The 18,935-nt window shown below is 48.2% G+C and carries 14 protein-coding genes; 12 read left to right on the top strand and 2 right to left on the bottom strand.

Annotated elements, in window-relative coordinates; all coding sequences use genetic code 11:
* The first annotated feature begins 323 nt into the window (after nucleotides 1-323).
* The 12 genes from QZ311_RS08785 (at nucleotide 324) to QZ311_RS08730 (ending at nucleotide 15,589) form a co-directional block, all read left to right on the top strand.
* On the top strand, nucleotides 324-1,037 hold the full coding sequence (locus QZ311_RS08785; protein WP_297066807.1) for an NUDIX domain-containing protein: 714 nt from the start codon (nucleotides 324-326) through the stop codon (nucleotides 1,035-1,037).
* Between the two features lie 75 nt (nucleotides 1,038-1,112).
* Complete coding sequence (locus QZ311_RS08780; RefSeq protein ID WP_297066805.1) at nucleotides 1,113-2,597, top strand: FGGY family carbohydrate kinase; 1,485 nt, start codon at nucleotides 1,113-1,115, stop codon at nucleotides 2,595-2,597.
* A gap of 56 nt (nucleotides 2,598-2,653) precedes the next feature.
* Nucleotides 2,654-3,970 carry a xylose isomerase gene (gene xylA / locus QZ311_RS08775; protein WP_297066803.1) on the top strand — a complete coding sequence of 439 codons (1,317 nt, stop codon included), beginning with the start codon at nucleotides 2,654-2,656 and terminating at the stop codon, nucleotides 3,968-3,970.
* 211 nt (nucleotides 3,971-4,181) lie between these two features.
* Complete coding sequence (xylE, locus tag QZ311_RS08770; RefSeq protein ID WP_297066802.1) at nucleotides 4,182-5,666, top strand: D-xylose transporter XylE; 1,485 nt, start codon at nucleotides 4,182-4,184, stop codon at nucleotides 5,664-5,666.
* Nucleotides 5,667-6,586: 920 nt separating this feature from the next.
* The gene (locus tag QZ311_RS08765; RefSeq protein WP_297066800.1) at nucleotides 6,587-8,617 is read left to right on the top strand and encodes a leucine-rich repeat protein; all 2,031 of its coding nucleotides are present in this window, start codon (nucleotides 6,587-6,589) and stop codon (nucleotides 8,615-8,617) included.
* Nucleotides 8,618-8,642: 25 nt separating this feature from the next.
* Nucleotides 8,643-9,239 carry a hypothetical protein gene (locus tag QZ311_RS08760; RefSeq protein WP_297066798.1) on the top strand — a complete coding sequence of 199 codons (597 nt, stop codon included), beginning with the start codon at nucleotides 8,643-8,645 and terminating at the stop codon, nucleotides 9,237-9,239.
* Nucleotides 9,240-9,247: 8 nt separating this feature from the next.
* Nucleotides 9,248-10,693 (top strand): DarT ssDNA thymidine ADP-ribosyltransferase family protein, encoded by a 1,446-nt coding sequence (locus tag QZ311_RS08755; protein WP_297066796.1) that lies wholly within the window; start codon nucleotides 9,248-9,250, stop codon nucleotides 10,691-10,693.
* On the top strand, nucleotides 10,690-11,502 hold the full coding sequence (locus QZ311_RS08750) for a hypothetical protein (protein WP_297066793.1): 813 nt from the start codon (nucleotides 10,690-10,692) through the stop codon (nucleotides 11,500-11,502). Before QZ311_RS08755 ends, QZ311_RS08750 begins: the two co-directional genes overlap by 4 nt.
* Before the next feature lie 127 nt (nucleotides 11,503-11,629).
* Nucleotides 11,630-12,574 (top strand): ADP-ribosylglycohydrolase family protein, encoded by a 945-nt coding sequence (locus tag QZ311_RS08745; RefSeq protein WP_297066790.1) that lies wholly within the window; start codon nucleotides 11,630-11,632, stop codon nucleotides 12,572-12,574.
* A 204-nt stretch (nucleotides 12,575-12,778) separates the two neighbouring features.
* On the top strand, nucleotides 12,779-13,447 hold the full coding sequence (locus tag QZ311_RS08740; RefSeq protein ID WP_297066789.1) for a bifunctional 4-hydroxy-2-oxoglutarate aldolase/2-dehydro-3-deoxy-phosphogluconate aldolase: 669 nt from the start codon (nucleotides 12,779-12,781) through the stop codon (nucleotides 13,445-13,447).
* Between the two features lie 127 nt (nucleotides 13,448-13,574).
* Entirely contained in the window at nucleotides 13,575-14,741 is a 1,167-nt protein-coding gene (gene uxuA, locus QZ311_RS08735) for a mannonate dehydratase (protein ID WP_297066787.1), read from the top strand.
* A 35-nt stretch (nucleotides 14,742-14,776) separates the two neighbouring features.
* Complete coding sequence (locus QZ311_RS08730; protein WP_297066785.1) at nucleotides 14,777-15,589, top strand: SDR family oxidoreductase; 813 nt, start codon at nucleotides 14,777-14,779, stop codon at nucleotides 15,587-15,589.
* A gap of 119 nt (nucleotides 15,590-15,708) precedes the next feature.
* Here the strand turns inward: QZ311_RS08730 and rbr are convergent, their stop codons facing one another.
* Together rbr and glmS are read right to left on the bottom strand one after the other, a co-directional pair.
* The gene (rbr, locus tag QZ311_RS08725; protein WP_297066782.1) at nucleotides 15,709-16,293 is read right to left on the bottom strand and encodes a rubrerythrin; all 585 of its coding nucleotides are present in this window, start codon (nucleotides 16,291-16,293) and stop codon (nucleotides 15,709-15,711) included.
* 149 nt (nucleotides 16,294-16,442) lie between these two features.
* Nucleotides 16,443-18,290, bottom strand: coding sequence for a glutamine--fructose-6-phosphate transaminase (isomerizing) (glmS, locus tag QZ311_RS08720; RefSeq protein ID WP_297066780.1), 1,848 nt, complete (start codon nucleotides 18,288-18,290; stop codon nucleotides 16,443-16,445).
* Between the last annotated feature and the right edge of the window lie 645 nt (nucleotides 18,291-18,935).

Genomic DNA, 18,935 nt, shown 5'->3' with positions numbered 1-18,935 from the left:
TCTTATTGTATATCTGACCATAAGTTGAGTCATCATTGTAAGTGGATAATCGCAGAGTAGACAATGCATTTGGAAGAAAAAGACATTGCGATGGAAATACTTATTGTATGATTGACGTGAACATAGTCGCTTATTGTAGACAGTAAGAAAAGAAAAAGGCCTTGTTTTTATGTTTTACAACATATTTTTGATTGGATGTAGGAATTGTAAAATTCGTACATTTGCCATTGCAAACGATTGACAACGCGTCCACTGCCATTCGGACCTGTCGTCGTTGCGAGATCCTTAAAGTACCGATTAACACAAAAAATCACTTAAGTTTTATGGCGGCTCCACTTGCCAACAATCATATCTCGGTCGACTGCGTTGTATTTGGCTTCGACGGTGAAAGCCTGAATGTGCTACTCAGCAAACGAAGCGGTTGCGACGCAAACGGCGAAGTCTTCATGGATTATAAACTGCCGGGCAGTCTCATCTATCAGGATGAAGACCTCGACGATGCTGCATCGAGAGTGCTCAAGGAACTAACCGGTGTGAGTGACGTGACTCTGACCCAGTTCAAGGCTTTTGGTTCGAAAGACCGCACAAGCAATCAGCGCGATGTCCACTGGCTTGAAAAAGAGCAGGCGAAGGTGAAGCGTATCGTGACCATAGCCTACTTTTCGCTTGTCAAGCTCGATAAGGCTCTTGAAAAGACGGTCAACACGGAAGTGGCCGAATGGCAGCGACTCAACCAGCTCGAGCGTCTGGCCTTTGACCACAACCTGATAATCGCCGAGGCTCTCAAAGCCATAAGACGCGAGGCCGACAACAACCGTGCGCTCATCTTCGATCTTCTGCCCAAGAAGTTTACGGCTTCCCAGTTCAGGATGCTGATGGAGATTATCTATGACAAGCAACTCGATGTCAGAAATTTCCATAAGAAGATTTCGCAGCTGTCATATATAATACCACTCGACGAGAGGCAGCAGGGTGTGGCCCACAGGGCAGCACGTTACTACCGCTTCGACAAGAAAGCCTACAGCGGCTCGCGTTAGCGGACGGCGCATGCAGGCGCGAACAGAAATTTAATCAACAGAATTAACGTTACATCATAACAAAACACAGACAATATGTATCTTTTAGGATATGACATAGGCAGTTCTTCAGTCAAGGCGAGCCTTGTGAATGTCGAGACCGGAAAGACCGTGGCATCGGACTTCTATCCCCGTACCGAGGCCGAGATAATAGCAGTGAAACCCGGATGGGCCGAACAGCGCCCCCAGCAGTGGTGGGATTGCCTGAAACACGCTACCGAGAGCATTCTCGCTTCGTCAAAGGCTGATCCGAAGGACATCAAGGCGATAGGCATTTCCTATCAGATGCATGGACTGGTGATGGTCGACAAGAACAAAGTGCCCCTGCGCCCGGCCATCATCTGGTGTGACTCGCGTGGTGTCCCCTATGGCGAAAAGGCTTTCGGCGAACTCGGCGAGGAGATGTGTCTCAGCCACATCCTCAATTCACCCGGCAATTTCACCGCCACCAAACTCGCGTGGGTCAAGGAGAACGAGCCGCAGGTGTTTGAGAAAATCGACAAAATCATGCTCCCCGGCGACTACATCGCCATGCGTCTGACCGACCGCATCTGCACCACCGTTTCGGGTCTGTCGGAAATGATGCTCTGGGACTTCAAGGAGAACAAGGTCGCCGGCTTCCTCATGGACTATCTCGGATTTGACGAGGGCATAATCCCCGAAATCGTCCCGACTTTCTCGATTCAGGGCCGTGTGACAGCCGAAGCCGCTGCCGAGCTTGGTCTCACCGAAGGCACTCCGGTGTCGTATCGCGCAGGCGACCAGCCCAACAACGCTCTTTCGCTCAACGTGTTCAATCCCGGTGAGATTGCATCGACCGCAGGCACTTCGGGTGTGGTCTACGGTGTACTCGGCGAGGTTAACTATGACACCAAGAGCCGTGTCAACACCTTCGCCCACGTCAACCATAGCGACGAGGCCACCCGTCTGGGTGTGTTGCTCTGCATCAACGGCACAGGCATCCTCAATTCGTGGAGCAAGCGCACTGTAGCTCCCGAGGGCATAAGCTATGCCGAGATGAACGATGTCGCCGCCAAAGCCCCGATCGGAGCTGAAGGTGTCTCGGTCATCCCGTTTGGCAACGGCGCCGAGCGTGTGCTTCAGAACAAGGAGGTCAACTGCTCGATCCACGGTGTCAATTTCCTCACCCACAACAAGTCTCACCTTCTCCGCGCGGCTCAGGAAGGCATCGTGTTCTCGTTCATGTATGGAATGGAGATCATGGAGCAGATGGGCATGCCTATCAACAAGATTCACGCCGGACACGCCAACATGTTCCTCAGTCCGCTCTTCCGCAACACTCTTGCAGGCGTGAGCGGTGCGACCATCGAGCTTTACGACACTGACGGTTCGGTCGGTGCGGCCAAGGGTGCAGGTATGGGCGCAGGCATCTACCGCGACAACAACGAGGCGTTCGCGTCGCTCGAAAAAATCGAGATTATCGAGCCTTCGGTCAGCGACAGCCGTGCCTATCGCGATGCCTACGCGCTGTGGAAGGAGCGCCTGATGCGCGAAATCTGATTTACAATACAAAAACGATATACTTAATCTTTAATACATCTATCAATACATTTATTATGGCAGTAAAAGAATATTTTCCCGGTATAGGAAAAATCAAGTTTGAAGGCAAGGACTCTAAGAATCCTATGGCCTACCGTTACTATGACGCAGAAAAAGTTGTGCTCGGCAAGCCCATGAAGGAATGGCTCAAGTTTGCTATGGCATGGTGGCACACTCTCTGTGCTGAAGGCGGCGACCAGTTCGGCGGAACTTCAAAGAAATTCCCTTGGAACATCGGTCCTGACGAAATGACCATCGCAAAGCAGAAGGCCGACGCCGGCTTCGAGTTCATGCAGAAGATGGGCATCGAATATTTCTGCTTCCATGACACCGACCTTATCGGCGACCTCAACGACATCGAGGACTACGAAGGCCGCATGAAGGAAATCGTTGCCTATCTCAAGGCTAAGATGGACGAGACCGGCATCAAGAACCTCTGGGGCACTGCAAACGTGTTTGGCAACGGCCGCTACATGAACGGTGCTGCAACCAACCCTGATTTCGACGTTGTTGCCCGCGCTGCTGTCCAGATCAAGAACGCTATCGACGCTACCATCGCTCTCGGCGGTCAGAACTATGTGTTCTGGGGTGGACGCGAAGGCTACATGAGCCTCCTCAACACCGACCAGAAGCGCGAGAAAGAGCATCTCGCAATGATGCTCCGCATGGCACGCGACTATGCCCGCTCGAAAGGCTTCACCGGAACATTCCTCATCGAACCCAAGCCCATGGAACCCTCTAAGCACCAGTATGATGTCGACACTGAGACTGTCATCGGCTTCCTCAAGGCTCACGGTCTCGAAAACGACTTCAAGGTGAACATCGAGGTTAACCACGCTACTCTCGCCGGCCACACTTTCGAACACGAACTCGCAGTGGCTGTCGACAACGGCATGCTCGGCTCGATCGACGCTAACCGCGGTGACTATCAGAATGGCTGGGATACCGACCAGTTCCCCATCGACAACTTCGAGCTCACTCAGGCCATGATGCAGATCATCCGCAACGGCGGTCTCGGCAACGGCGGTACTAACTTCGACGCCAAGACCCGTCGCAACTCTACCGATCTCGAAGACATCTTCATCGCTCACATCGCCGGTATGGATGCAATGGCCCGCGCACTCGAAAGCGCAGCTGCAATCCTTGAGGAATCTCCCTACAAGACCATGTTTGCTGAGCGCTACGCTTCGTTTGACGGCGGCAAGGGTAAGGAATTCGAGGAAGGCAAGCTCTCTCTCGAAGACGTGGTTGCCTATGCCAAGACTCAGCCCGAGCCCAAGCAGACTTCAGGCAAACAGGAGCTCTACGAAGCTATCGTTGCAATGTATTGCTAATCGGAAAAACAGTGACGTATTCTCAGTGGATACGTCACTGTTTCCATGATACAATGTTCGTGCGGCGTCAGACAGATGATGCCCGCACGGACATTTTCCTCTAATAGATTCCGGCACACACTCTCTTCCCTCAGCCCGCTCCTCATAAACCGTTACTCTGAAAACAATCAACACTAACTATATAACCCATAAAAAAACTTCTTACCTAACCATGAATTATCCTCAGAAAGGAAGCAAGGTCTACCTCTTTTCGATTGTGCTTGTCGCAGTGCTCGGAGGCTTGCTTTTCGGCTATGACACAGCCGTGATTTCAGGAGCCGAGAAGGGTCTTCAGGCTTTCTTCCTCGGAGCAAAAGATTTTGTCTACACCGACACCATCCACGGCATCACCTCGTCGAGCGCACTGCTCGGCTGTATCATTGGTGCTGCCATTTCAGGTTTCTTCGCCTCGTATTTCGGTCGCAAGAAGTCGCTTGCCGTCGCCGGTATTTTCTTTTTCCTTTCGGCGCTCGGTAGCTATTATCCTGAGTTCCTTTTCTTTGACTATGGCACTCCGACTTCAAGCCTGCTGATTGCCTTCAACTTCTACCGCATTCTCGGAGGCATCGGCGTGGGTCTTGCCTCGGCCATCTGCCCGATGTATATCGCCGAAGTCGCTCCGTCGAATCTGCGTGGCACACTCGTGTCGTGGAACCAGTTTGCCATCATCTTCGGCCAGCTCGTGGTCTACTTTGTCAACTTCCTCATCCTCGGCGAGCATACCCAGCCCGTCATCGAGAAAATTGGCGAGACGCTCTATCAGGTCAGCGCCGAGTCCGACGCATGGACAATCGAACGCGGCTGGCGCTACATGTTCGGCTCTGAGGCCATCGTTGCCGGATTGTTCACCATCCTCGTAAGCCTTGTGCCGGAATCGCCGCGCTATCTCGCCCTCACAGGCCGCGACGAGAAGGCCCTCATGGTGCTCTCACATATCAACGGCTATGACAAAGCCCGCGAGATTCTTTCGCAGATCAAGAGCACAGTCGAGGTCAAGAGCGAGAAACTCTTCTCGTTCGGCATCATGGTCATCTTTGTCGGTGTCATGCTTTCAGTCTTCCAGCAGGCAGTCGGAATCAACGCCGTGCTCTACTATGCACCCCGCATTTTCGAGTCGATGAACATGGGCAACCCGATGGTGCAGACCATCATCATGGGTATCGTCAACATCTCGTTCACACTCGTGGCAGTCTTCTCTGTCGAGAAGCTCGGACGCAAGCCCCTGCTCATCTGGGGTTCGATCGGCATGGCCATCGGAGCGTTTGGTGTGGCGATCAGCAACATTGTCGACGGTATCCATCCGCTCATCCCGGTTGTATCGATTATGGTTTACTCGGCATCGTTCATGTTCTCATGGGGCCCCATCTGCTGGGTGCTCATCGCTGAAATCTTCCCCAACACCATCCGTTCGCAGGCTGTCGCCATCGCCGTGGCATTCCAGTGGATTTTCAACTTTATCGTCTCGTCGACCTTCGTGCCGATGTACAACATGCACGGTCTCGGCATGGGCGATAAGTTCGGCCACATGTTCGCCTACGCCCTCTACGGCATCATCTGCGTCATCGCCGCATGGTTCGTCGCCGCCCTCGTCCCCGAAACCAAGGGCAAGACCCTCGAAGACATGACCAACCTCTGGCGCAACCGCAACAAGAAGTAACATGCTATCCATACAATATTCTTAACAGATAGAGCGTATCATAATATCCTAACTCTAAGATTTACCCCTGCCACAAATTTCGATGGCGGGGGTGATTTTTTTCAAATGCATCTATAAAGTGCCACTAGTTAGGATCTAATGTACGTTAAGAAGATGATTTGTATTAAATAATATTAAAATGATAAGGTTCTTTTGTTTGAATTTGGCATAATCTGATGGATAATATATATTTGACAAGCATAAAGAGATAGGAGATCTCTATATACTTATTATATATAATGGAAGAAGTAATATAGTTTTAATTTTTTGTACTTCTCGTTTAGTAATTGTATTATATACTGATAATTTGACGCTATTTTTAATTAGAACTACTGTTGTACGAATTGATACTTATTTTAATTATTAATTAAAATTTATTTAAAATGAATACCAAAAATATCATCTACCGATAGTGAAAATAAATCTCACCGTAAATTTTGCATTTGAGTCCATAGAGACTTCAAATGGTGTATATTCTTGGCTTTTAATATTAATATTTTGTAATAAGCCTAAAATTAGTATTAGGTATAAGTGTAGAATATGCTTATCTGGTATTAAACTACTACGTCATTTTATACTAATATTTTTTAAAGGTTATATTTACTTTCGCAGAATTATAGATTTGTTAGATTTGTTAGAGGAATTAATTTGATGCCAAGACAAATTCCTATATAAGTTTTTAATATTTTGAAACCAAATCTATGCTCTTCTGTAAAGATAGAATTTAATATTTAATGATGAGACCGATACTTCTCAAAGAAGAAGTGTCGGTCTCTTTTCTCATTACTGGAATTATAAAAATCTTGAAATTATTTTGTAAATAAGTACTTGTAGACATAGAATTTCATTATCTTTGTCATAAACCTAATTGCAATTACCCTATGGAATATCCTTTGATCTCTGAATATCGTGACGCAATTCTTTCGGCAGAAGATAATTTCAATGAGTTGTCCTCGCTTCGGCCGGTGCTTGACAGTGCCGGTAATCCAGTCATGTCGAGTGGCAATTTTGCTGTGGTTTTCAAGATGAGAGATGAAAGGGACGGGAAGCTATATGCTGTTAAATGCTTCACGAAGGAACAGGATAGGCGCAACGAGAGTTATCGCAAGATTGCAGATGAATTGGAATCTGCATCATCGTCCTATATCATACCGCTTCGTTATCTGGAAGATGAACTTTTTGTTGATTCAGACCAGTGTGATTGTGAGGAATTTCCAGTCGTCTTGATGGATTGGGTTGAGGGAGAAACGCTCTCTGCTTATATCGAAAGCCATATCGATAATAAGTATGACCTTGATATGTTGAGCTATCGTTTCAACCGTATGGCCGCTTGGCTTTTATCTCAGCCTTTCGCGCATGGCGACCTCAAACCCGACAATATCCTTGTCCGTGCCGATGGTTCTTTAGTGCTGATTGACTATGATGGCATGTTTGTTCTCTCTATGAAAGGGGAGAAGTCGCGTGAATGTGGTAGCCCGGATTACCGCCATCCTTTGCGCACAGATAATGATTTCAACGAGCGTATCGACGACTTTTCAATCGCCGTCATTGCCCTTTCATTGAAAGCAATCGCGTTAAAACCAGAATTGAGAAATATATCAACGACAGACACACTTCTGTTTACTGAGCCTGATTTCCGCGATTCTTCCACATCCGCCATACTCAAAGAGCTTCAGGCCCTTACGACTGACATGGAGCCATCCTTGCTTTTGGGCGCATTCTTCATTGCCTTGGCTAAGAATAGCTTGGAGCTGCTTTCTTTCAGGACATTTATAACTGAAAGACCTGAGAGGCCTGAAATCGATGTAATTGAAGAACTTGACACAAAAGTTACCAAAGAAGAATTAGCCGAAGGAGTGGAAGATGAATTCGGAGTAATTTATAGTAAAGATGGGAAACGCTTATTAAAATGTTCGAGAGCATTAAAATTAGTAAATTACAATATAAAAGCAGTAACAAAAGTCGTATGTAACGATGCATTCTCTGGTTTTTGGTTATTGCAGGGCGTCCATATCCCGTCGTCGGTCATCTCAATCGGGGATAGCGCTTTCGAGGGTTGTGAATCATTGCAGAGCGTCAATGTTCCGTCGTCGGTCATCTCAATCGGGAACAGCGCTTTCGCTGGTTGTCGTTCATTGCGGGGCGTCAATATTCCGTCGTCGGTCATCTCAATCGGGGACAGCGCTTTCGAGGATTGTAGCTCATTGCAGGGCGTCAATATTCCGTCGTCGGTCATCTCAATCGGGAACTACGCATTCTCTCGTTGTAGCTTATTGCAGAGTGTCCATATTCCGTCTTCGGTTACTTCAATCGGGAACCGCGCTTTCGAGCATTGTGAATCATTGCAGAGTGTCCATATCCCGTCGTCGGTCACCTCAATCGGTCTCCACGCTTTCCTTTGTTGTGAATCATTGCAGAGTGTCCATATCCCGTCGTCGGTCACCTCAATCGGGGAATGTGCTTTCCTTTGTTGTGAATCATTGCAGAGTGTCCATATCCCGTCGTCGGTCACCTCAATCGGGGAATGTGCTTTCTCTGGTTGTGAATCATTGCAGAGCGTCCATATCCCGTTATCGGTCACCTCAATCGGAGACTTTGCTTTCAACTGGTGTCGTTCATTGCAGAGTGTCACTATCCCGACCTCGGTCACCTCAATTGGTATCGGCGCTTTTGCGGATTGTGAATCATTGCAGAGTGTCAATATTCCGACTTCGGTCACCTCAATCGGAGATGGCGCTTTTGCGGGTTGTGAATCATTGCAGAGCGTCATTATCCCGTCGTCGGTTACCTCAATCGGAGAGAAGGGTTTCTATGGTTGTAATTCTTTGCACAGTATTATTATACATGGCTTCTTAAAGGTAGATGAGAGTAATGTCTTTCCGGCTCAGTGCAAAGTTATTTATAAACAATGAACGGTAGATTTATAGCCATCACAATATGATAATCATAGAATCCAAGCGGAAGAAGATTGAGAATCTTCTCAAAAAATATCCTGATGCTGTTATTATGGATGTAACGAGCAAAGCTGAGGATGATTTGATTGCGCTTAGTCCTTTTTATCCTCATGGTGGGATTCCTGTACCATTCAGCGAGGGTGTTACGGCTGAATGTGTTGAGGGGGTCTGGCAAGGATTGAAGGTTTTTGAAAATGAGGATATTGACAAGTCCATATTTCGCAATAAGAGCATGAAAAATATCAAACGCTCAGTCCGAAAACATGGGAAAGTTCTGGGGCATAGAAAAGGCATTGACAGGCAGGAAATATTGGGATATGTCGAGGCAAAACACCTCATCTATATCCCCACCTATAAATGGGTGCTTGAAAATAGAGTCCATGACATTATCAATCGCCTAAAAGAAATTGCCAGAAATAAGACGTTGGTTTTACTTGACTATAATACGTGTTGCGATGTGGATAGCCCGGTCAAACCACTTTCACACGCCTATCTGATTAAGGCTTATATTGAAGGCCTTTATCCTTATGGCGACAGTCAGACAGTATCAATGCCAACACTTCCATTTGAAGATTTATAGACAACATTATGGCAAGGCGAGAAAATTATCTATCATTCAAAGAGCTTCTTGACAAGCACGGCATCAATAAGTTATATCATTTCACCGACCGGGATAATCTCCAGTCAATCATTGAAAACGGTGGCTTATATTCGTGGGCCGACTGTGAGTCAAAAGGAATCACTATCCCTAAACCGGGAGGTGGCGACTTGTCGCGCAGTCTCGACAGGCGAGACAATCTCCAGAATTATGTGAGGGTGAGTTTCGTTGACGAACACCCAATGATGTTTGTGGCGATGGACGATGACCGAATTACCAATCCGGTGATTCTTGAGATAGATCCGGAGGTAATTTTTGATGAAAATACCAAGTTTGCCGACCGCAACGCAACCCGTAACGGAGCTAATGTCGGCGGTTCGCTTGACGATTTCAAAAACATTCATTTTGACAGCGTCAAAGCTGACGATTATTTTGACCTTGATGAGGAGGAGCAACCGTTTTATCAGGCAGAAGTGCTCGTTAAAAATTTTATCCCGCTTGATAAAATTATAAACATATCTAATTTTGGGGTAAGAGTTCCGGCCTCTCCAAAGCAGATTCAAAGCAGGATACCATATACAGCGCAAATCACTCGCAATACACCGACGGCTTTTATATTTCTGCTTGACCATTCGGTAAGTATGTCGCGCGAAACAACACTTATGGGTGAACGGATGACTATGGCCGAAGCTGTCGCTCGGATTGTCAACCGTCAGATTAATGAGCTCGTCCTGCGGTGTATCAAGTCAAACGAAGTGAGACATTATTTTGATATTGCCGTTGTCGGGTATGGCGAAAGGTCATACAGCGCATGGGAAGGGGCACTCAAAGACCGCGATTTCGTATCGCCGGAGGAACTGCGCGATAATCCATTCAAACGCATAATGGTAAAAGAAGAAAAGCGCACACGGCGGGGGACTGTCGTTAAGGAAGTTGAGAAAGTACAATGGGTTCAGGCTGACCATTCGGGACATTGGACTCATTTCCATGATGCTTTTGACCATGCAAAACGGCTTCTGAGGCAATGGATGGAGCAGCACCACGACAAGGATTGCTACCCGCCGACCGTCATACACATAACTGACGGACAGTATAACGGAGCTACTAAAGATGAGGTTCAGCAAAAGGCCAATGAACTGAAATCCATGTTTACTAACGATGGAAATGTGCTGCTCTTTAACATCCACATCAATGTAGACAATGAGACGATTGTGACCTTCCCGAAATCAAAGGATGAACTTAACAGCGACAGATTCGCGACAGATCTGTTTGAACTGTCGAGTCTGCTGCCGTTGCGCTACAATGAAGAAATCTGTAAAATAAAAGCTACTGATTCCTCAAAGCGCCATTCCGCAATGGCTGTCAATGCCGACATGACCACCCTTATAAAGCTTATGGATATAGGAACCCCCACAAATATCAGTGTGCCAAAATGACAAAGACAAGAAGTATAACTTTAGGCAAGTTTGAGAGAAATACCATTAATGAAGATGCCGTTGCTGCCTGCCGGAATATGATTGCTGTTTCCGATGGTGCAGGAGGTGGAGGCCTCTTTGCCGACCGATGGTCACGCTACCTCATAACGAAGCTTCCGAAATTACCAATTGAATCGGCGGAAGAACTTGACGGATGGATAGGCTCAATCTGGGAAGGGTTTTATAATAATGCAGAAGCTTCGGCAAAACGACTGGGAGGAATGGCTCTTGATAAATTTTATGATGAGGGCTCTTTTGCGACATTAGCAGTCGCATGGAAGCGTGCCGACGGAATTTGCCAATGGATGGCTTATGGCGACAGTGTCGTTTTTCATTATGATTACTCGACGAAAATGCTGACTCATTCATTTTCTTCGTTGGCTGATTTTGACAGACCGCCATACCTTATCAATTGCAAGGATGAATTGAATCCTGACGGATTTCGCAATGGCTGTTTCCCGATGAATAAGAATTCATTTGTGTTTGTGGCAAGCGATGCGCTGGCACATTTCATTATCATGATGTATGAACTTTCGCGAAAAGAATCCTACGCCGATGAAATTGAGTTGGCGCAAAAAGAATCATCCAAAAATAGCAACATCCTTAGAAAAGCTCAAGCCGTCGGCATACGCAATTTTGAGACATACGTCATAGAAAAATTGCGGACGGTTGTCTATGATAAACGTCAGTATGGCAGATGGCTGGCTTCGTTGAATAAAATGGGACTTCTGGCTCACGACGACTATTCGTTAGCGGTAATGTATGACTGATTAGGTTAAGTTATCGGGCGATGAGCTTATTTAAGGATTATAGCCGTACACTTCATCGACAGGCTATTTATTTGTCATGATGTCTATTTTTTATTAAATTCTTCCGATAATTAGTGACTTTACAAATATGGATATGTTAGTAACAGAAGGTATCTACGACCGCATGATGGGCTGTCTTTACGGAAATGCTATTGGAGATGCTTTGGGACTTGGGGCGGAGTTTATGAGCCGGGATGAGGTCAGAAGGTTTTATCCGCAAGGTCTGAAAGAATATTGCCAGATTGTGCAGGATGACCACCGCCGACGTTGGTCGAAAGGGGCTTGGACTGATGACACTGATATGATGCTCTGCCTTCTTGGCGCATTCGGACCTGACGGATTCAATTATCGTAGGGCAGCCAAAAATTTTAAGGATTGGTATGAAGATAATCCCGTTGGCATAGGGAGACATATAGTAAAGGTATTGATGTGTGGAGATTACACCGATGCTCCGTTTGAAGCCTCAAAGATAATGTGGGAATCGACACGATGTAACAGTGCTGCAAACGGGGCTTTAATGCGCACATCGGTAATGGGCTTGTGGAATCCTTATGTTCAGACATGGGTGGATGAAGCCTGTATGTTGACTCACTATGATCCGCGCTGTGTGATTTCATGCCGTATAGCTTCGGTGATAATCCATAATCTCGTGTGGGCAGATAAAACACTTTCGAAAGAAGAGATTTTAGAGATGACAACCGACAGTGAGCTGGTGGCATATATCGATACCGCATATTTTTGTGCGGATATTGCTGAACTGAAAATAGCCGAACAGCCGGGCATCGGTTATACCTATCGGACTCTTGCGGCTGCTCTGTGGTGCTACTGGCATTCGGAATCGTTTGAGTCAGGATTGCTTGCGATAGTCAACGAGGGAGGTGACGCCGATACTAATGCAGCTGTAGTGTGTGCAATACTCGGCGCAAAGTTCGGCTATAGAAGCATCCCGGCCTGCTATATAGATAATCTTAATAATGGAAATGAATATCGGGATAGGTGCGAAGCTTTTGTCCGCTTAGTGACAGGAGAATGAATTGAGGCGTTGTTCCGGCTTAGTTCGCATCCTGAATTATTTAAGGATTAGAGCCGTACACTTCATCGACAGGCTATTTATTTGTCATGACGGAATGGTATTAACAATAAATGGCATGATTTTATTTCTGAGTTTCGGGATATTTGTTTAACTTTGCGAGTAACTAACGAATTACATTTTACCCTTAGATTTACCAAAGAAATTATGGCAAAATTTGATAAGATCGCTGTACTCGCCAAGATGGGTGAGACCGGTGTTGTGCCTGTATTCTACCACAAGGATGCAGAAGTTGCAAAGCAGGTTGTAAAGGCTTGCTACGATGGTGGCATCCGTGCGTTTGAGTTCACCAACCGTGGCGACTTCGCTCACGAAGTTTTTGCAGAAGTTGTGAAGTTTGCCGCCAAGGAATGTCCTGAAATGGCAATGGGTGTAGGCTCGATCGTTGATCCCGCTACCGCAGCACTTTATATCCAGCTCGGCGCATGCTTCGTTGTCGGCCCGCTCTTCAACCCTGAAGTTTCACGCGTATGTAACCGCCGTCTCGTTCCCTATACCCCCGGTTGCGGAACTGTCAGCGAAGTCGGTGCTGCTCAGGAAACAGGCTGCGATCTCTGCAAGTGCTTCCCCGGCGATGTGCTCGGAACTAAGTTCGTCAAAGGTCTTCTCGCTCCCATGCCTTGGACCAAGCTCATGGTCACTGGCGGCGTAGAGCCCACCAAGGAAAACATCGAAGGCTGGATCAAGGCCGGTGTATGGTGTGTCGGAATGGGTTCGAAGCTCTTCCCGAAAGACCGCGTGGTTGCTCAGGACTGGCAGTATGTCACCGACAAGTGCCGTGAGGCTCTCTCATATGTTGCCGAGGCTCGTAAATAATATCAGCTGAGTATACATTTCGATCCATAACGGCGCATACGGGCCGGGGCTTTCAACAGACCTCTGTCCCGCGTGCGCCTTTTCTATAGCTACACGTAACATATAATCATCACTTATCAAACTTCAGATGGAAAAAACATGGCGTTGGTTCGGACCCAACGATAAAATCACCCTCGAAATGCTCCGACAGATTGGTGTCGAAGGTATCGTCACCGCCCTCCACCACATTCCCAACGGCGAAATCTGGTCGCTCGAAGAGGTGGAAAAGATGAAAAACTTCATCGAGAAGGCCGGGCTGCGCTGGAGCGTGGTCGAGAGTCTCCCGGTGAGCGAGTCAATCAAGTATGCCGGACCTGACCGCGACCAGCTGATTGAGAACTACAAAGAATCGCTCCGCAATCTCGGCAAGGCAGGTGTCAAGACCATATGCTACAACTTCATGCCTGTCCTCGACTGGGCGCGCACCGACCTTGAATATCCCAATCCCGACGGTACTTCAAATCTCTATTTCAACCGCGCCGAGTTCGCATATTTCGACATCCACATCCTCAAGCGCGAGGGGGCGGAGAAGGACTACAGCGATGAAATCCTCGCCCGCGTCGAAGAGCTTAAGAAGACAATGGACGAAGAGGGCGAAAAGCGTCTCGTCGAGAACATCATTGTCAAGACTCAGGGATTTGTCAACGGTAACATTTCGGAAAACGACCTCGACCCGGTGCAGAAGTTCCGCGAGCTTCTTGCGCTCTACGATGGCATCGATGCCGACCAGCTCCGCGAGAACATGAAATATTTCCTCGAAGCCATAATGCCGGTCTGCGACGAGTATGACATCAACATGTGTGTCCACCCCGACGATCCCCCATTGCAGATTCTCGGTCTCCCGCGCATCGTCACCTGCGACGCCGACATCAAGGCTTTCCTCGACGCAGTTCCCAACCCCCACAACGGACTTACGTTCTGTGCAGGCTCGCTCAGCGCAGGCGCTCACAACGATGTGCCCGAACTCGCGAAGAAATATGCCGACCGCACCCACTTCGTCCATGCCCGCATCTGCAACGTCATGCCCAACGGCGACTTCAAGGAGTCGACCCACCTCGACCCGCGCCTGATTGACGTGGTGCGCACCTTCGAGGAGAAGCGTCCCGGAGTGCCGATGCGTGTCGACCACGCTCCGCTGATGCTCGGCGACGAGAAGATGGGCTACAACGCAGGCTATTCATTCCACGGCCGCATGCTTGCCCTCGGCATGGTCTCTGGCATCATGGCTACGATAAATGCCGAGAAAGGCTGCTGATTTTCAAGACAATTCAGAATATTATATAAAAAATCATGAACGAATTATTTTCAGTCAAGGACCATGTAGTGGTCATAACAGGCGGCACAGGTGTGCTCGGCCGCTGCATCGGCGAATATCTCGCCACACAGGGCGCGAAGGTTGTCATTCTCGGCCGCCGTCAGGAAGAAGGCGACGAGATTGTCAACGCCATCAAGGCCAAGGGCGGCGAGGCGATGTTTCTTGTTTCCGACGTGATGAATGCTGAGGTCGTGCAGGCCAACTGCGATGAGATTATGGCGAAATACGGACGTGTCGATGCCCTTCTCAATGCAGCCGGTGGCAACATGGCCGGTGCTGTCATCTCGCCCGAAGGCAACTTCTTCGACGTGAAGATCGACGCTTTCCAGAAAGTGCTCGACCTCAACCTCACAGGCACTGTCATCCCGACACAGATTTTCCTCAAGCCGATGGTCGAGGCCGGCAAAGGCTCGATTGTCAACTTCTCGTCGATGGCTGCTTTCCGCCCGATCACCCGAGTGATGGGCTATGCCGCAGCCAAGGCAGGAATTTCAAACTTCACAGCCTTCCTTGCAACCGAAGTGGCCTCAAAGTTCACCTCAGGTATCCGCGTCAACGCCATCGCTCCCGGATTTTTCGTGACCAACCAGAACCGCGCGCTGCTCACCAACCCCGACGGCTCGCTGACCGCCCGCGGTGCGTCGGTAATCCGTCAGACTCCGTTCGGACGTTTCGGAGAGCCCGAAGAGCTTTGCGGAACTATCCAATATCTCATCTCTGACGCTTCAAGCTTCGTCACCGGCACTGTAGCCGTGGTCGACGGCGGTTTCAATGCCTTCGCGATGTAATCTTCAGTCACGGATATAGAAACGATAATACCGGCTGTGGCAAATTCTCGCCACAGCCGGTATCGTCGTTTATGAGGAACTACTTAAAATTCTTTATGCTCGGTTCTTGTTATTCTGATTTACAACTCATCCATGTCAAGCGCGATGTAGTGCTGATAGGGATGGTCGCATGCCGGACATACCTTCGGAGGTTCTTTCCCGACCATCTGGTAGCCACACACCAGACACTGCCATGTGATGGGTTTCTTTCGTTTCCACACAGTCCCTTCCTTGACCTGCTTCAGATAGGCCATGAATCTGTCGTAGTGGCGCTGTTCGATTGATGCGATGGCGCGGAAATGTTCTGCGATTTCAGAGAAACCTTCTTCGTCGGCTGTCTTGGCCGCTTCGGTGTAAAATTCAACGCCTTCGGTGAGTTCTTCATGAGCCGCAGTGGCAAGATTCGACGCTGTGTCGCCTATTTCTCCGGCATCAACTCCGAGACTTACGTCGAGCGAGCCGCCTTCGAGATGTTTGAAGAATACCTTGCCGTGGCGCAGTTCGTTGGCCGCTGTCTCACGGAAAATCTCACCGATGGGGAAATACTCTTCCTTATCGGCCTGTCCTGCATAGTAAGTATAACGGGAATATGCTCCTGATTCAGCCATGTAGGCTATGACCAGATTCTTTTCAGTCTGTGTGCCTTTTATGCTTTTCTTAGCCATAGTGATAGAGTGATTATATGTTTTAATTTGATAATTCTGTCTTGTATAAACCCCTGCGGCGGATAAAATGTTGACATATCCACATAAAAAAAGTCTCCGCCGGAATTGGCGAAGACTTTCTTATGAATTTCTGAAGTCGTGTTTGATGATTATTCGACAGTGACCGATTTAGCAAGGTTTCTGGGCTGGTCGACATCCTTGCCCTTGTTTACAGCGATGTAATAGGCAAGAAGCTGGAGCGGGATTGACGCTACAATCGGAGTGAGACATTCGGGCACTTCGGGGATTTCAATGCAGAAGTCTGCAATGTCGTTCATGGCCTGATTGCCTTTCGATACAATTGCCACGACAGCACCTCCGCGCGATTTCACCTGCTGTACGTTTGAGATGATCTTGTCGTAGAGCGAATCGCTCGGTGCGATGATCACACTCGGCATCTCATGGTCGATGAGAGCGATCGGTCCGTGCTTCATCTCGGCAGCGGGATAGCCTTCGGCGTGGATATAGGAGATTTCCTTCAGTTTCAGCGCACCCTCGAGGGCGGTGGGGTAGTTGTAGCCACGGCCGAGATAAAGGAAGTTGTGGGCATAGGCGAAGATTTTCGAAAGCTTCTTCACTTCGTCGTCGACTTTGAGAGCCTCTTTGATAGTCTCAGGCATCTTTTCGAGCGAGACGAGTATATCGTGGAGCATCTCGTTGTCGATTGTTCCGCGAAGCTGGCCGACGGATAGCGCGAGCAGAGTGAGCACTGTCACCTGACCTGTGAACGCCTTTGTCGAGGCCACACCGATTTCCGGACCTACGTGGATGTATGTTCCAGAGTCAGTGTTGCGGGGGATTGATGCGCCAACCACGTTGCATATACCATAGACAAACGCGCCTTTCTCGCGTGCGAGCTGTATGGCTGCGAGCGTGTCGGCTGTCTCGCCCGACTGGCTTATCGAGATTACTATATCCTTCTCGTTGAGCACCGGATTTCCGTAGCGGAATTCTGAAGCATATTCCACTTCGACGGGAATCTGGCAGAAATCCTGTATGAGACGCTTGCCGATGAGTGCGGCGTGCCACGACGTGCCGCAGGCCACGAGTGTGATTCGTTCGGCTGTCATGAAACGCTCTTTGTTGAGCTCAACGCCCGAGAGCACGACACGCGAGCAATTGTCGACGATGCGTCCGCGCAGACAGTCGCGCAGCGTCGAAGGCTGCTCGAATATCTCCTTTAGCATAAACGTGTCATATCCGCCCTTTTCAAGCTGGGCGAGCGAGAGCTTCAGCTTCTGGATGTTGATGTCTGAAGGCTGGTTGTTCGACAGTGAGATTACCTGAAGAGGTTCGTTGCGGCTGATGATGCCGATTTCGTTGTCTTTGAGATAGATAACCTTGTCGGTGTACCCGACGATTGGGGTTGCGTCTGATGCGATGAAAGTCTCGCCTTCGCCTACGCCGATTACCAGCGGAGAGCTCTTGCGGGCAACAATCATCGTGTCGGGGTTTTCCTGCTCTACGACAGCGATTGCATATGCGCCCTCGACCTGAAGCAGAGCTTCGCGGACAGCTTCGAGGAGCGTGCACGATGAAGTGAGCTTGATATATTCGATGAGCTGGACGAGCACTTCAGTGTCAGTCTCGCTCTTGAATTCATATCCGTGGTCGGTCAGCACTTTTTTCAGCACTGCGTAGTTCTCGATAGTGCCGTTGTGGACGAGCGCTATCATGCCGCTTTGCGACACATGGGGATGGGCATTGGTGTCGTTCGGCTCGCCGTGGGTGGCCCAACGGGTATGGGCGATACCGAGCGTGCCTTCGATGCAGCCTGCCTGAGCCACATGTTCAAGATTAGAAACTTTTCCTTGTGATTTATGGACATGAAGCGTCCCTTCGCTGTCCACGAGCGCTACACCGGCGCTGTCATAACCGCGATATTCAAGGCGCTTGAGTCCCTGTATCAGGATGTCATAGGCTCTGTTTGAGCCGATATAACCAACAATTCCGCACATAAAGTCTTTAAATAAGTCGTGTTTTTAAAATTTTTTAGACCGCATCGGCTTATCGGGGAGAAGAGCTCTGCCGGTTCTTTAAGATTAAGAATGTTAATTGAACTGATGTTTTTAGAGCATTCATGCTTCCGGCCTTACAGCTTTAAGCATCGGGGCTCTGCTGTCCCGGACAATATTCTTAGGATTGCTCCGGTGATTTTTTATAAAAGAAGATGATGAAAGTTATGGCTTTTTCTCATTGTCCCTTCAAATATTTTGCAAATATACGAATTTTTGTCCTATTTTCCCAATCTATGAGTTAAATTCATCGAAATCCAACCGCTAATATGCTATTAATATCAAAAAAATACTGTGCAGTCTAATCTTTTTCTTCGGTCAGGTGTTATTCTGAATTGGGCGCTTCTGTGAAAAAAATCATCATTGCATAAAAAAATATGATGGTCGCTGTTGCCTTGTGCATGATTTTTTATCGGCCTTTCATACTTTTTTCACTTCTTCCCTCTGCCTTTTGCGAAGGGTAGGGGAGATTTTTTTGATGCGATTGTGAGTGCTATATTATATTAAATAATGTGGTAAAAGGCTCAATATAGGGAAAAGTGTTAAAATTCTGTTAAAATACCGTATAAAATTTGGAGGGAATGTAGA

This window comes from uncultured Duncaniella sp. (assembly GCF_910578445.1).
Lineage (GTDB): Bacteria > Bacteroidota > Bacteroidia > Bacteroidales > Muribaculaceae > Duncaniella.
The sequence above is the reverse complement of the archived record's forward strand: the minus strand, read 5'-3'. Positions and strand labels throughout refer to the sequence as shown.

What these genes read in the sequence shown, in the direction of transcription:
- QZ311_RS08785 (WP_297066807.1), top strand. Translation starts at nt 324, where the DNA reads ATGGCGGCTCCACTTGCCAACAATCATATCTCGGTCGACTGCGTTGTA.
- QZ311_RS08780 (WP_297066805.1), top strand. Translation starts at nt 1,113, where the DNA reads ATGTATCTTTTAGGATATGACATAGGCAGTTCTTCAGTCAAGGCGAGC.
- xylA (WP_297066803.1), top strand. Translation starts at nt 2,654, where the DNA reads ATGGCAGTAAAAGAATATTTTCCCGGTATAGGAAAAATCAAGTTTGAA.
- xylE (WP_297066802.1), top strand. Translation starts at nt 4,182, where the DNA reads ATGAATTATCCTCAGAAAGGAAGCAAGGTCTACCTCTTTTCGATTGTG.
- QZ311_RS08765 (WP_297066800.1), top strand. Translation starts at nt 6,587, where the DNA reads ATGGAATATCCTTTGATCTCTGAATATCGTGACGCAATTCTTTCGGCA.
- QZ311_RS08760 (WP_297066798.1), top strand. Translation starts at nt 8,643, where the DNA reads ATGATAATCATAGAATCCAAGCGGAAGAAGATTGAGAATCTTCTCAAA.
- QZ311_RS08755 (WP_297066796.1), top strand. Translation starts at nt 9,248, where the DNA reads ATGGCAAGGCGAGAAAATTATCTATCATTCAAAGAGCTTCTTGACAAG.
- QZ311_RS08750 (WP_297066793.1), top strand. Translation starts at nt 10,690, where the DNA reads ATGACAAAGACAAGAAGTATAACTTTAGGCAAGTTTGAGAGAAATACC.
- QZ311_RS08745 (WP_297066790.1), top strand. Translation starts at nt 11,630, where the DNA reads ATGGATATGTTAGTAACAGAAGGTATCTACGACCGCATGATGGGCTGT.
- QZ311_RS08740 (WP_297066789.1), top strand. Translation starts at nt 12,779, where the DNA reads ATGGCAAAATTTGATAAGATCGCTGTACTCGCCAAGATGGGTGAGACC.
- uxuA (WP_297066787.1), top strand. Translation starts at nt 13,575, where the DNA reads ATGGAAAAAACATGGCGTTGGTTCGGACCCAACGATAAAATCACCCTC.
- QZ311_RS08730 (WP_297066785.1), top strand. Translation starts at nt 14,777, where the DNA reads ATGAACGAATTATTTTCAGTCAAGGACCATGTAGTGGTCATAACAGGC.
- rbr (WP_297066782.1), bottom strand. Translation starts at nt 16,293, where the DNA reads ATGGCTAAGAAAAGCATAAAAGGCACACAGACTGAAAAGAATCTGGTC.
- glmS (WP_297066780.1), bottom strand. Translation starts at nt 18,290, where the DNA reads ATGTGCGGAATTGTTGGTTATATCGGCTCAAACAGAGCCTATGACATC.